A 12773-nucleotide genomic window follows, 5' to 3' on the forward strand; every position below is an offset into this window, starting at 1 on the left:
CGTGCCATCGGCATAAACGCTTTATGATCAACGGGTTGGATTTTTTAGTGATCGGCTATGCACCCTTGTCGTGCAGCCAACGTCCCACTCCGCCGCCCCCGCTTCATTACGACGCAGGGAGTCGCTTCCCTGAGCATAGTCATGGAAAAGCCATGCAGGCGGATTTGGATACAGTTAGCTACAAAAGCTGGGCTTACCCAATGGCGGTGAGGAGTTGAGACGTGTTGGAGGTGCGGTCGTCATCGCGAGCAGGCTCGCTCCCACAAGGTAATCCTCAAGGCTCACCTCTCAGCGGTGATGACCTGACGCCAATGAAAACGGCCGACCCGACGGTCAGCCGTTGCAGTATGGCGGTAGGGGAACATCAAGCCTGCAGGCGCCGGATCTCCTGCTTGACACCCCAGCCTTCGATGACCCCACCCAAGGGTTCGACGACGGCTTCGAAGTCTTGCTCAAAGTCTCCAATATCATCGTAGGTAGCGTACATCACCCGGCTCAATTCCAATGACCAGGCACCATCGTCCCGTGCACTGATCTGTGCATTCAGCGATTCACCCCGGAAATGCCCCGCCGCCCTGCGCGCCCGCTCCTCGTCCGGGAAAATGGCGTAGAACTCAATGGGATGGAATCTGGAAAAATCGAAACCGCCTTCTTTCATGCGGCGCAACACGCTGGTGCTGATGTCTTCTTGATAGGCTGTGCTCATGAAACGTCCTCCTGAAACGCAATGGATAGACTTTCCTTCTTCCCGGACGTGCAGCCGCAGGGCTGCACGTGGTACGGCATCAAATGACCGTCGGGACACAAGCATGTAGCTGACAAGACCGGACCTTGGCGATCCTCTTCGCTGATCTCAATTGCAGAGTAGCCGCAAGTGATCGCCGCTGCCAAGCGAGGCCAGCCAGGGTTTTCATGAAATCGGTGTAATGCTGATGATCTCGATGCTGTGCTGAGTCTTCAGGTTCTTGACCGTAGGCTCTTCGGTCCGCCCTTCAAGATCGTTGAGGTCCAGCTTGGCGGGTACGGGCAACAGCCTTTCGCGAATCAATTGTGCAGCCTGTTCCATGGTGGGCTCCTGCTCATAGTTGAACTGCTCGGCGATGGCTTCGCCGTGATCATCCACGAAAGTGATTTCCCACTTCTGCATCGGTGTCTCCTCGATCAATTCAGGGCCTGGCTTACCTCTATCTCGACATTGAGCGCTGATTATTCGTTCCGCCGAATTGGCGGACGGCAAACATGAAAAGACCGCCTCGCGGGCGGTCTCGAAGACTGACTTGGCCGTTTATTTTTCGGCACGTTCCTTCAGCTCTTTCAGAGTGTTGAACGGGGCATCCACGACAAACTTGTTAGCCAGCCAGGACGGTACATCGCCACCCGGCTCGGTATGGACCTGATAGGTCACTTCGATCTGGTCGGCGCCCTTGGGTACGAATTTCCAGAACCCGTCGACCTGAGTCACCCGCACGAATCCCTTCTCCTCCGGCAAGTAGGTCGGTACGCCTTTGAGGTGGCGGGTGAGGCTGCCATCGACGCCCTGTTCAGTGGTGACTTCCAGCACCGAGTCTCGGGAGGTGACCGGCCAAGGCGTGTTGAATTGAGTGTAGGTCCAGCTCTTGTCACCTTCGTGCTTGAGCAGCTTCTGGCTCTTGCACTCATGAATCCAGGCACAGGCGCCGGGCACGTCTTCTTGCAGGGCCCGCAGTTTTTCCATGGTGGTCTTCATGACCGTCACGCCACGGTAAGCCTTGTACTTGGAGCCGGGCACTTCAGTGAGAGAGACCTTGATACCGTCCTTTTCCTTCGCGACCTGCCAGTCTTCTGCCTGGGCAGTGGCCGTCGCCAATAGCACGGTCATCCCACACAACACAGCCATACGATGCAGCGAACCCATAATCTTTTCCTTATTGTCCAAGTTCGATCATTCAATCGCGGTCATTGATCATCATGCCGCCGTGACTTGCTCCCACCAGCCGATCAGCCGGATGGCTTCTTCACTGCCGCTGCCACAGACCTCGACGTCGGCCTCGAATGCCGAGCACACCGCTGGACGCTCTGGCTGGCCAAAAATCCGACACATGTTATCGACCGACAACTGAACGCAACGTTCTCCCGCCGGCTTGCCTTGGGGCATCCCGGGAATCGGCGAGCTGATGGAAGGGGCGATGCAACAGGCGCCACAGCCTTCACGGCATTTCATGACGACGACATCCTCACGACAGGTAGTGGTTAGTAACGGGACACAGAGTAACGGCTAAAACACCCGTTTTAAATTACCGTCCGAGTGTTTTTTCGCCTTGGGCCGGATGACCGAACAGTCAGTAACGAACTGCACTCAAACTGAAGACTTACTGCTTGAACTCGAAATCCAGCGCGGCGCCTTCCACCTCGTTGCGCTCCTGATTGCGCAACGGCAGCTGCATCTCGTTGCTCAGCAGCCGACCGTTGAGCTGGAACGGCCCGGGCTTCTGATCAAACATGGACGGCAATAAGGGTTCACGCTTGGGCAAGGGCACTTTACCCGGCGGCTCAAGGTCTTCGACCATATCATGGGGCAGGCTCAAGTCCAGCTTGGCCGGCGGCAGTGGGGTCTTGGCGACCTCGCGGGCGGACTTACTCTTGGAGGCGATGGGCGCGCGTTTCTTTTTGGAAACGGTTTTCTTGGCTGGCGTCTTCTTGGCCGTAGCCGCTTTTTTTGGCGTCTCTTTCGTGGCGCTGGCGGTCGGTTTTTCCTGCGCTGCAGCGGCCGAGACACCTGCGCAATGGAAGGTAGTCAACAGACCGATCAAAACCCAGGCAGCAGGAGCAATGGCTTTCATAAATACAACGGCAGTCATGACAGAGAAGCCCATGCTCGCCTGATAATGACGCGCTGACAAGCACCTCAGGCTAAGCCGCTGATTCTTAAAAAATTCCGTTCGCCGTCTCTTGGCACAACTGGGTAGCCAGCAACCCCAACGTCATCAGCGCCCGCTCTGCCTCGCGATTCCAGGGTATGCCGCAGTTCAAGCGGATACAGTGGTTGAACTGTTCGGTGTTACTGAAAATCAGCCCGGGCGCAATGCTGATGCCCTGCTGCAACGCCCGCACATGCAGTTCCTGGGTGTTGACCCGCCCCGGCAGGCTGACCCACAGGATGAAGCCCCCGGTAGGACGACTCATCTGGGTGCCTTCAGGGAAATACTGCTGCACCGCCAGCTGGAAAGCGCTGAGGTTCTTGCGGTACTCCTGACGGATATAGCGCAGGTGCCGATCATAGCCGCCATTTTCCAGATACGCCGCAATGCCCATCTGCGTGACGCTGCACGCCGAGTGCGTGCTGAAAGTCTGGAGCCGCTGGATCTCCTGCTGGAATTTGCCCGCAATCATCCACCCGATGCGCACACCCGGCGACAAGGTCTTGGAAAAGCTCGAACAGTAGATGACCCGGTCCAGTCGGTCGTAGGCCTTGAGGGCCTTGGTGCGCCCCTGTTCGAACATCAGCTCGCCATAGATGTCATCCTCAACGATCTGGATGTCGAAGTCCGAGGCCAGGCGCAACAACTGTTTCTGCCGCTCTTCCGGCATGGTGCCGCCAAGGGGATTACTCAGTCGTGTGGTCAGCACCAGCGCCTTGATCGACCATTGGTTGGCGGCCAGTTGCAATGCCTCAAGGCTCATGCCGGTGACTGGATCGCTGGGGATCTCGATGACCTTCAGGCCCAGCAGGTCGGCCAGTTGCAGCAAACCGTAGTATGTAGGTGACTCGGCCGCGATCAGGTCTCCGGGCCGGGTCAGCACGCGCAGGGACATTTGCAGGGCGTCGACGCAGCCGTGGGTGATCACCACTTCGGAAGGGTCCACCACCACACCCGCATCGCGCATGCGAATCGCCACCTGGCGCCGCAACGGCTCGAAGCCCGGGCTGAACATGTAGCTGAACGCCCGCGGACTGTGGAAGCGGGTGACCTTGGCCAATTGCTGGTGCAATGCCCGCACCGGCAGATAATCGACGCTCGGCACCGCTGCGCCCAGGGGAAACACCCCTTCGCGTCGCGATTCGACCAGGACCTGCTGAATGATGCTGCTGCGTGTCACCAGCCCCGGACGTTCGACCCGTGCAATGTCCGGCGTCGGCGCCGTCAGGGCCGGTGTCTGGTGCACGTAGTAGCCCGATTGCGGCCGTGCGCGAATCAGCCCCTGGTCCTCAAGGTTCGCGTAGGCCTGCAACACCGTGGCATGGCTGACGTTGAGCTGCGAACTCATCTTGCGCACCGAAGGTACACGCTCGCCAGGCTGGTACACACCACGCCGGATGTCTTCAGCCAACTGTTGCGCAATACGTTGATAGAGCAGGAGATTGGTCATGACACAGCACTCGATTTCACGGGCATTTTATTCTTGTAGGAAACGATACCGGAACAGTTTAGAAGTGTACTGGGACAGTTGCCAGATTACTCGACCGTACAGTGCAGTGACAGCCCCAACTGTATCGATTGTCCAACGGGCAGATCGAAAAAAACCCGGCGCCGTCAAAGGGGCCGGGTTTTCCAGTGACGCGTCCCTCAGCGGGCCGCGCCGAGCTGGCCCTTTTCGTCAGAAAAGACGATTTCAACGCGGCGGTTCTGCGCCCGACCACGCTCGGTAGCGTTGACGTCTACCGGATATTCATCACCGTAGCCTTCGACCTGGATACGCTTCTCATCGATCCCCAGGTCCACCAGCACATCTGCCACTGCTTGCGCGCGGTCACGGGACAGCTTGAGATTCTCCTGCTTGCCCCCGGTGCTGTCGGTATATCCCTCGATACGCACGACGCGCTTGGGATTGAGTTGCAGGAATTGAACGATCTTGAGCACGACCCGGTTCGCCGAGTTCTTCAACTCGGCTTCGCCGGTGTCGAACAGGACGTCGCCGAGGGTCATCACCAGGCCGCGATCGGTCTGGGTGGTGGCCATCGCCATGATCTGTTCTTCGAGCCACTTGCCCTGCTGCTGCACGCTCAGCAGCTTTGATTCACGCAAGGCCAACTGCAAGCGCTGACGCTCCAGCTCCAGCTTCGCCGCACGCTCTTCGTTGAGCACCTGGTTGCTATGCTCCCGAGCGATCTCGCTGTAGCGCTGGCTCAGGTAGGCGTAATGCTGCACATCCTCGCCGCTGCCCCAGTAGGTCGACAAGCGATCGGCACGGGCCAGGGATTCGCCGGCACGTATCACGTCCCTGGGTGCGGCACGCAAGACATTGGCATCTTCCTTTACCTTCTGAAAGCTCGCACCGGCCTGTTCCAATGCTGCTTCGCTACGCTGACCGGCGCAGCCATACAAACCGCTCAATCCAACAAGTACCAGGCCGCCCAGCAAATAGGAGTGCTTCATTGAGCGTCCTCCCGCAGTTGCTTGCGCAGGCGCTTGATACGGGTATCGAGCACGTTCAGTTGCTCCTGACTCTTGAGCGTCAGCACTTTGGCTTCCGCCAGGCGTGCATCCAGTTCAGCCTGTTCGGCACGCATGCGGGCCTTTTTGTAGGATTCGTCGGCCATGTTCGACTGGGCCCGGGCGAACTTTTCCTCGGCCAGTTTCAATTCGGGTACTTCATCGGCATTGGCGCCCACGGCTCGGGCTTGTTCCAGCGCCCGTTCGGTCAGGCGGATCTGTTCATTCGGCGCCGGATCGGCTGCGCAACCCGCCAGAGCCAGAACGGCCAGGGCAGCGAAAAGAGGTCGAATAGTCACTAATGTTCCCTACTGTTTTGGGGCACCGACAGGTGGCTGCAACTGTGTTCTCCAACGCTCCAGATTGCGCTGCAACACAGCCTCCGTCAGGCCGGACGCGGCCAATTCTGTCATCTTTTGCGCCAGCTGTCCGCGTAACCATGGGTCATTGCAGGCGGAGTTATGGGAAACCGCGAGAAACAGCCCCGGTTTATCCACCGGCTGTGGTGCGGCTTGCAGGTCGTTGGCCATTCCCAGTGTCTGCGCCATTGCCAGGCCGGAATAGCGCCCGGCCAGGACATATTCCACCTCCCCCAGCAGCAATTTCTGAAAGGCCTGGGTAAGGTTGGGCGTGCGGGTCAGGGACAATTGCTGCTCTGCAAAGACGCCAAATCCGGCAGTCATACGAGACTTTTCCGACAATGCGCCGGGATGACCATGAAGGTCCTCGGGTCGATTGATGACCAGTGTCGAATCCTTGCGGGTCCAGACCAGGTAATCGTTTTCCAGCAGCGGCGGATGGACGTAGTCCAGCGCTTCGAGACCGGCGCTGGTCAATGGCGCGTCGGTGAGCAGGTCCATGCGCCCGCTGCGCACTTCATCCAGGGCCTGGGCACGCTTGCCGGCATACAGCAGTTCAACCTTGATCCCCAGCTCCCCTGCCACTTTCTCCAGCAGATCGGCGCCAGCGCCGATCAGATGCTTGGGATCCTGCGGATCCTGCCAGAGGTACGGCGGCGCATCCGGACTGCCGGTGGCGACCAGGCGCTCACATTTGCCCGACGCCAGGACATCCGAAGACACCACGGGCAAGGCCAGCAGTAGCGACAGCGCAACGATGTAAAACCTGTCCATAACGATTCCTGTGCAGATACCGGCTGGAAGCGAATGTCGCTCCGAACGTGATGATCGCTGTTTCCAGAGGGAAATGTCACGGGCACAGCCGCTACCGGAAATACAAACTTAACTGAGTTGCTGCCAATCAGTCACCGGCCGAAACTTAACGTAATACCGAAAAACACCTCTGCGTATCGTCGCTCACCTATTCTGTAATCCTTGCCAACCAATCCTGATCACGGCCGGATTCTACGCACTGTCAACAACCAGAAACTTGAGGAAAAAGAATATGAGCTATTCCTATCTTGACGTTCGGGATTTCGGGGCTGTTGGTGATGGTGTAACCGACGACTCCCGTGCCTTTCAACAGTGTTCCGATGCTGCCTACCTCGAGAACAAAGCTATTTCGGCGTCGGGTCAGTTTCTAATAAAACAGCGAGTCATGATCTATACCGACGTCGATTTCACCCGCGCTCATTTGATCATGGACTCAGGTGGTATTGCGATCCTGGAACATCCGGATCAGCGCAAGCAACAGACCTTGTCCGTAGCCAAAGGTGATTTTGTCCCGGCACGACTGACTTATCTGGGCACAGACCTTAGTAGTACCCTGCCCAATGACACGATTGAGCAGTACGCCGAAAGCTTTGTCGTAGTATCCAGTGACGATATTTATATTTACCGCAACGGCGACCGCAATGCACCTCAGAAAAAAAGCACGGTCACGCTGATGACCAAGTATGGACGATTGGTCTACCCGTTGAGCTTTGACTACTCCAGGTCTTCCACCGTAACGATCAAATTGCGCAAACTTCCGCGAAACAGGCTGAGGATCAAGGCACCCTCCATGGAAGTCCAGGGACCGGTCACCTTCCCGATTTTTCAAGTGAGTCGCGACCTGGTTGAGGTAATCGGCCTTCGGTGCATCTGTAGAAACTTCGATGACACTTACTACGCGCTCACCAGTTGCAGCGATTGTTACGGTGTCTCCTTTCAGGGTGCCAATTTACCTGGATACGGATGGCCAGCTTACCAACCAGGCGTCTCGTCCAAAGCCATCTATGACGTGATTCTCAACAAATGTTTGAACATCAGCTTCGCTAATATCGCGGGGAATACCGGCTGGAAAACCATTGACGGCAATAACGTACGGAACATCAGTGTCGTTGACTCCGAACTGGAAGCCTTCCACTGCCATTTCAATGCTCAGGATATTGAGGTCAGAAATTGCGTCTTCCATGGTAAAGGCTGTTCATTTGGAACAGGCAGCGACGACTCGGTCATCCGGATACTCGATTGCAAGTTCATGACACGCTCCTGGAGCGCCCTGGGCATGCGAACCGACTATGGCGAACTACGAGGGACACTGGTCGTAGAAAACTGCACTTTCCAGTTCGTGGATAAAGCGCAGACACGAACCACGTGCATTCTCGTCCTGGAAGACAGCGCGATCAGATTGACGGATCAACCTGAAACTTATGCCTTACCGTCAAACATTTTTATCAGAAATATAAAAATCTTCAGCAAGGAAGCCTGCGAATTAATCAGTTTTTCCACCGAGGATCACTACACTGCGCAGCGAAAACTACTGCCCCCCAGAAATATCAGTATCCAAGGTGTAGATGCTACGACAGCCCTGGGAGGCATCTCGTTCGACTATGCCTTCCTGCCATTCAATGGCGTTGACTCCGCAGTGGTCAATATCAGATTGGAAAACATAAGAATGCCACCGTCGCGAGGCTTTGTTTTGCGCGTAGGAGCAGCAGACATTCGCCAGAATAAAGTTCACTTCTGCTTGAAAGTGATCGATGCCGACGCCGTTTATGGCTTTCTGATGGGAAGCAAAAAGTCGGAAATCCATATTCGCGACTCCAGCGCCACTCGCCTCAGGTGCTATTGGGGTGGGCACGCCCAATTAAAGGTCTTGAGCCTCGACAATGTCCAGGTGAAGCTGGGAAGCAACTATAACGATAACGATATTTCGCTGGACACCCCGCAAGTGGGCTTTGTCAGCGTCGTTAACTGCGTCTTCGATGCGTCGGCCTATAAGGCAGCCACAGGACACACGTTGAGCCTGGGCGGCTCGACAGCTCATCGATCGGGCAATAACGTTGCGATTGACTGCCACGGCACCCATGACAGCGAGGACTTCAACAGCTTCGGAAGAAAGCCGATTATCCCTGGCCTGGGACGTCCTTCGAATTACACGGTTGGGCCCGACGGCCTGCTGGTCAAAAACTGGCCCTGAGGTGCGCCGCCGCACCTATCGAGCGGGCACAAAAAAGTCCGATGCCAATGATCTGGCATCGGACTTTTTGTGAAGGCGCCGGATTAGACCAGCTTCTCCAACTCAGGAACGGCTTCGAACAGATCCGCCACCAAGCCATAGTCGGCCACTTGGAAAATCGGCGCCTCTTCGTCCTTGTTGATCGCAACGATCACCTTGGAGTCTTTCATACCGGCCAAGTGCTGGATCGCGCCGGAGATACCGACGGCGATGTACAGCTGTGGCGCAACGATCTTGCCGGTCTGGCCGACCTGCATGTCGTTGGGTACGAAACCTGCGTCCACCGCTGCGCGGGAAGCGCCGACGGCAGCGCCCAGCTTGTCGGCCAGGGCGTACAGGTGCTTGAAGTTGTCACCGTTCTGCATGCCACGGCCGCCGGAAACGACGATCTTGGCAGCGGTCAGTTCAGGACGATCGGACTTGGCCAGTTCTTCGTTGACGAAGCTGGAAGTGCCGGCGTCGTGGGCAGCGCCGACGGCTTCGACAGCGGCGGAACCACCTTCGGCTGCAACCGGGTCGAAACCGGTGGCGCGCACGGTGATGACCTTGACCGAAGCGGTCGATTGCACAGTGGCAATGGCGTTACCAGCGTAGATCGGGCGCTTGAAAGTGTCGGCGCTTTCTACCGAGATGATCTCGGAAATCTGATCGACGTCCAGCGCAGCGGCAACGCGCGGCAGGATGTTCTTGCCGTTGGACGTAGCGGCGGCCAGGATGTGGCTGTAGCCCTTGCCCAGCTCGGCTACCAGTGGGGCAACGTTCTCCGGCAACTGGTGCGCGTAAGCGGCGTTGTCGGCCGAGAGCACTTTAGCCACGCCAGCGATTTTCGCGGCGGCTTCGGCAACGGCACCAGCGCCCTGCCCGGCTACCAGGACATGGACATCACCGCCAATCTTGGCAGCGGCTGCAACAGTGTTCAGCGTGGCCGGAGCCAGCGCCTTGTTATCGTGTTCGGCGATTACGAGGATAGTCATGTTCAGATCACCTTCGCTTCGTTTTTCAGTTTCTCGACCAGTTCAGCCACCGACTTGACCTTGATGCCCGCACTGCGTGCTGCCGGCGCTTCGACTTTCAGGGTCTTGTTGGTGGAGGCGGTGGAAACGCCCAAAGCGTCAGGAGTCAGCACTTCAAGCGGCTTCTTCTTGGCTTTCATGATGTTTGGCAGGGACGCGTAGCGCGGCTCGTTCAAACGCAGGTCGGTGGTGACGATGGCTGGCAGTTTCAGGGAAACCGTCTGCGCGCCGCCGTCGATTTCGCGGGTCACGGCAACGCTGTCGCCACTGACTTCGACTTTCGAGGCGAACGTGCCCTGGCCGTAGCCGCTCAACGCAGCGAGCATCTGGCCGGTCTGGTTGTTGTCGCTGTCGATGGCTTGCTTGCCAAGGATCACCAGCTGTGGCTGTTCCTTGTCGACGACGGCCTTGAGCAGCTTGGCCACGGCCAGGGAAGTCAGGTCTTCGGCGGATTCGACGAGGATGGCGCGATCGGCACCCAGTGCCAGCGCGGTGCGCAGTTGTTCCTGGGCGGTGGTCGGGCCGATGGAGACGACGACGATCTCAGTCGCCACGCCTTTTTCTTTCAGGCGTACGGCTTCTTCTACGGCGATTTCGCAGAAAGGGTTCATCGACATCTTGACGTTGGCGAGGTCGACGCCGGAGTTGTCCGCCTTGACGCGAACCTTGACGTTATAGTCGACCACTCGTTTGACAGCTACAAGAACCTTCATGGATTCCTCGTTACTCTCCGGTGAAAAGAAAGTCGCCTAGGCGAACCTGGCGGTTGATGCTCATGGGCGCAAGGGCACCTCTAAAAACGCCGGCATGAACCACACATGACCCTGCTCACGGGAGTGAAGACCATTCGTCAGTGATGACCGATGAGTCATTCATTATCGCGGCGTGTAAACTGCGCGTCCAAACCACGCATTACGTCACTTTGTGCTGCCTTCGCCCTGTCTTTAGAGGTGCTCTTGAAACCAACAGTCAGCCTACGGCGAGCGCAAAACCGCCCGTATCTTGACCGGAACACCTATTCCGGTCAATACGGCAAAATGGTCAGTCATAAGCCGTACGTCAGTGATTTATCTGGGCTGCGGCAATTTCAAACAAACGTTTGTATTGGACCCTGAGAGTGGTGTAGATATAATGCGCCGCCAAGAGAGAACCGCGTGTCATCCATTGTCGCTTTCGCCCGCTTCGTGAAGGAAGCAATGGATGCAACGCCAAACCTCCAATTAGAAAAATCGTGAGCCTTGAGTAGGAGATAGCCTGTGGAACGCGAATACATGGAATTCGACGTGGTCATCGTCGGCGCCGGCCCCGCTGGCCTGTCTGCCGCTTGCCGACTGAAACAGAAGGCCGCCGAAGCCGGTAACGAAATCAGCGTCTGCGTGGTCGAAAAAGGCTCCGAAGTCGGTGCGCACATTCTCTCCGGCGCGGTGTTCGAACCCCGCGCCCTGAACGAGCTGTTCCCGGACTGGAAAGAACTCGGCGCACCGCTCAATACCCCAGTCAAGCGCGATGACATTTATGTCCTGAAAAGTGCCGACACTGCGAGCAAAATCCCTGACTTCTTCGTGCCCAAGACCATGCACAACGAAGGCAACTATATTATTTCCCTGGGCAATCTGTGCCGCTGGCTGGCTCAGCAGGCGGAGAATCTGGGTGTTGAAATCTACCCCGGCTTCGCCGCTCAGGAAGCGTTGTTCGACGAAAACGGCGTGGTCCGCGGGATCATTACCGGCGACCTGGGTGTCGACCGCGAGGGTCACCCGAAGGAAGGCCTTTACACACCGGGCATGGAACTGCGTGCCAAGTACACCCTGTTCGCCGAAGGCTGCCGCGGTCACATCGGCAAGCAACTGATCAAGCGCTTCAACCTGGACAGCGAAGCCGACGCCCAGCACTACGGCATCGGCCTGAAGGAAATCTGGGAAATCGACCCGGCCAAGCATCAACCCGGCCTGGTGGTTCATACCGCCGGCTGGCCGCTGGACATCATGGGCACCGAGAACACCGGCGGCTCCTTCCTTTATCACTTGGAGAACAACCAGGTGGTGGTCGGCCTGATCGTCGACCTGTCCTACAGCAACACCTTCCTGTCGCCGTTCGACGAGTTCCAGCGCCTCAAGCACCACCCGGTGCTCAAGCAGTACCTGGAAGGCGGCAAGCGCGTCAGCTACGGCGCGCGTGCCATCTGCAAGGGCGGCCTGAATTCACTGCCGAAGATGGTGTTCAAGGGCGGCGCACTGATCGGCTGCGACCTCGGCACCCTGAACTTCGCCAAGATCAAGGGCAGCCACACTGCGATGAAGTCCGGCATGCTCGCTGCCGATGCGGTGGCCGACGCACTGTTCGCCGGTGCCGAAGGCAGCGATGAGCTGACCAGCTACGTCGATGCGTTCAAGGCCAGCTGGCTCCATGAGGAACTGTTCGCCAGCCGCAACTTCGGCGCGGCGATCCACAAGTACGGCGCGATCATCGGCGGCGGTTTCAACTGGCTCGACCAGAACATCTTCGGCGGCAAGCTGCCGTTCACCCTGCACGACAACAAGCCCGACTACGCTTGCCTGAAGCCGGCGGCCGACTGCAAGAAGATCGACTACCCGAAACCGGACGGCAAGCTCAGCTTCGACAAACTCAGCTCGGTGTTCATCTCCGGTACCAACCATGAAGAAGAACAACCCTGCCACCTGAAGCTGACCGACCCGAGCATCCCGATCGGCAAGAACCTGCCGTTGTACGACGAACCGGCCCAACGCTACTGCCCGGCCGGCGTCTACGAAGTGGTGACCCAGGAAGACGGCGAGAAGCGCTTCCAGATCAACGCCCAGAACTGCGTCCACTGCAAGACCTGTGACATCAAGGATCCTTCGCAGAACATCACCTGGGTAACCCCGGAAGGCGCTGGCGGGCCGACTTACCCGAACATGTAAGCCGATTCGCTGAACAACGAGGCTCC

13 protein-coding genes are annotated in these 12773 nt (G+C 57.7%); 2 read left to right on the plus strand and 11 right to left on the minus strand.

Going from position 1 to position 12773, the window contains the following annotated elements:
* Nucleotides 1-364: 364 nt before the first annotated feature.
* The 9 genes from ACLEJQ_RS08845 to ACLEJQ_RS08885 form a co-directional block, all read right to left on the minus strand.
* Nucleotides 365-706, minus strand: a complete 342-nt coding sequence (locus tag ACLEJQ_RS08845; RefSeq protein WP_003179463.1) for a ribonuclease E inhibitor RraB — start codon at nt 704-706, stop codon at nt 365-367.
* A gap of 204 nt (nt 707-910) precedes the next feature.
* Nucleotides 911-1147: a hypothetical protein gene (locus ACLEJQ_RS08850; RefSeq protein WP_440794097.1), complete on the minus strand. Its 237-nt coding sequence runs from the start codon at nt 1145-1147 to the stop codon at nt 911-913.
* Nucleotides 1148-1285: 138 nt separating this feature from the next.
* Nucleotides 1286-1894, minus strand: a complete 609-nt coding sequence (locus tag ACLEJQ_RS08855) for an START domain-containing protein (protein ID WP_440794099.1) — start codon at nt 1892-1894, stop codon at nt 1286-1288.
* A gap of 51 nt (nt 1895-1945) precedes the next feature.
* Nucleotides 1946-2200: a YkgJ family cysteine cluster protein gene (locus ACLEJQ_RS08860; RefSeq protein WP_440794101.1), complete on the minus strand. Its 255-nt coding sequence runs from the start codon at nt 2198-2200 to the stop codon at nt 1946-1948.
* Between the two features lie 148 nt (nt 2201-2348).
* Nucleotides 2349-2819 carry a translation initiation factor 2 gene (locus ACLEJQ_RS08865; RefSeq protein WP_440794413.1) on the minus strand — a complete coding sequence of 157 codons (471 nt, stop codon included), beginning with the start codon at nt 2817-2819 and terminating at the stop codon, nt 2349-2351.
* Nucleotides 2820-2904: 85 nt separating this feature from the next.
* Entirely contained in the window at nt 2905-4347 is a 1443-nt protein-coding gene (locus ACLEJQ_RS08870) for a PLP-dependent aminotransferase family protein (RefSeq protein ID WP_440794103.1), read from the minus strand.
* Between the two features lie 197 nt (nt 4348-4544).
* On the minus strand, nt 4545-5354 hold the full coding sequence (locus ACLEJQ_RS08875; protein WP_440794105.1) for an OmpA family protein: 810 nt from the start codon (nt 5352-5354) through the stop codon (nt 4545-4547).
* Entirely contained in the window at nt 5351-5710 is a 360-nt protein-coding gene (locus tag ACLEJQ_RS08880; protein ID WP_440794107.1) for a DUF4398 domain-containing protein, read from the minus strand. The genes ACLEJQ_RS08875 and ACLEJQ_RS08880 overlap by 4 nt, the downstream gene beginning before the upstream one ends.
* A 9-nt stretch (nt 5711-5719) precedes the next feature.
* A complete protein-coding gene (locus ACLEJQ_RS08885; RefSeq protein ID WP_440794109.1) occupies nt 5720-6544 on the minus strand; it encodes a substrate-binding periplasmic protein in 825 nt (274 codons plus the stop codon).
* Nucleotides 6545-6815: 271 nt separating this feature from the next.
* Here ACLEJQ_RS08885 and ACLEJQ_RS08890 point away from each other — a divergent pair, with 271 nt between their 5' ends.
* Entirely contained in the window at nt 6816-8774 is a 1959-nt protein-coding gene (locus ACLEJQ_RS08890; RefSeq protein ID WP_440794110.1) for a hypothetical protein, read from the plus strand.
* A gap of 83 nt (nt 8775-8857) precedes the next feature.
* On the opposite strand, the gene ACLEJQ_RS08895 is transcribed toward ACLEJQ_RS08890, so the two are convergent.
* Together ACLEJQ_RS08895 and ACLEJQ_RS08900 are read right to left on the minus strand one after the other, a co-directional pair.
* Complete coding sequence (locus tag ACLEJQ_RS08895; RefSeq protein ID WP_440794112.1) at nt 8858-9787, minus strand: electron transfer flavoprotein subunit alpha/FixB family protein; 930 nt, start codon at nt 9785-9787, stop codon at nt 8858-8860.
* Between the two features lie 2 nt (nt 9788-9789).
* Nucleotides 9790-10539 carry an electron transfer flavoprotein subunit beta/FixA family protein gene (locus ACLEJQ_RS08900; RefSeq protein WP_007908338.1) on the minus strand — a complete coding sequence of 250 codons (750 nt, stop codon included), beginning with the start codon at nt 10537-10539 and terminating at the stop codon, nt 9790-9792.
* A 543-nt stretch (nt 10540-11082) separates the two neighbouring features.
* Between ACLEJQ_RS08900 and ACLEJQ_RS08905 the strand changes: the two genes are divergently transcribed.
* The gene (locus ACLEJQ_RS08905; protein ID WP_440794114.1) at nt 11083-12747 is read left to right on the plus strand and encodes an electron transfer flavoprotein-ubiquinone oxidoreductase; all 1665 of its coding nucleotides are present in this window, start codon (nt 11083-11085) and stop codon (nt 12745-12747) included.
* The last annotated feature ends 26 nt before the right edge of the window (nt 12748-12773 follow it).

Source organism: Pseudomonas sp. SMV71 (genome assembly GCF_052042015.1).
Lineage (GTDB): Bacteria > Pseudomonadota > Gammaproteobacteria > Pseudomonadales > Pseudomonadaceae > Aquipseudomonas.

Excerpts from the sequence above, each read along its gene's own strand:
- ACLEJQ_RS08845 (WP_003179463.1), bottom strand. The coding sequence starts at position 706 with ATGAGCACAGCCTATCAAGAAGACATCAGCACCAGCGTGTTGCGCCGC.
- ACLEJQ_RS08850 (WP_440794097.1), bottom strand. The coding sequence starts at position 1,147 with ATGCAGAAGTGGGAAATCACTTTCGTGGATGATCACGGCGAAGCCATC.
- ACLEJQ_RS08855 (WP_440794099.1), bottom strand. The coding sequence starts at position 1,894 with ATGGGTTCGCTGCATCGTATGGCTGTGTTGTGTGGGATGACCGTGCTA.
- ACLEJQ_RS08860 (WP_440794101.1), bottom strand. The coding sequence starts at position 2,200 with ATGAAATGCCGTGAAGGCTGTGGCGCCTGTTGCATCGCCCCTTCCATC.
- ACLEJQ_RS08865 (WP_440794413.1), bottom strand. The coding sequence starts at position 2,819 with ATGAAAGCCATTGCTCCTGCTGCCTGGGTTTTGATCGGTCTGTTGACT.
- ACLEJQ_RS08870 (WP_440794103.1), bottom strand. The coding sequence starts at position 4,347 with ATGACCAATCTCCTGCTCTATCAACGTATTGCGCAACAGTTGGCTGAA.
- ACLEJQ_RS08875 (WP_440794105.1), bottom strand. The coding sequence starts at position 5,354 with ATGAAGCACTCCTATTTGCTGGGCGGCCTGGTACTTGTTGGATTGAGC.
- ACLEJQ_RS08885 (WP_440794109.1), bottom strand. The coding sequence starts at position 6,544 with ATGGACAGGTTTTACATCGTTGCGCTGTCGCTACTGCTGGCCTTGCCC.
- ACLEJQ_RS08890 (WP_440794110.1), top strand. The coding sequence starts at position 6,816 with ATGAGCTATTCCTATCTTGACGTTCGGGATTTCGGGGCTGTTGGTGAT.
- ACLEJQ_RS08895 (WP_440794112.1), bottom strand. The coding sequence starts at position 9,787 with ATGACTATCCTCGTAATCGCCGAACACGATAACAAGGCGCTGGCTCCG.
- ACLEJQ_RS08900 (WP_007908338.1), bottom strand. The coding sequence starts at position 10,539 with ATGAAGGTTCTTGTAGCTGTCAAACGAGTGGTCGACTATAACGTCAAG.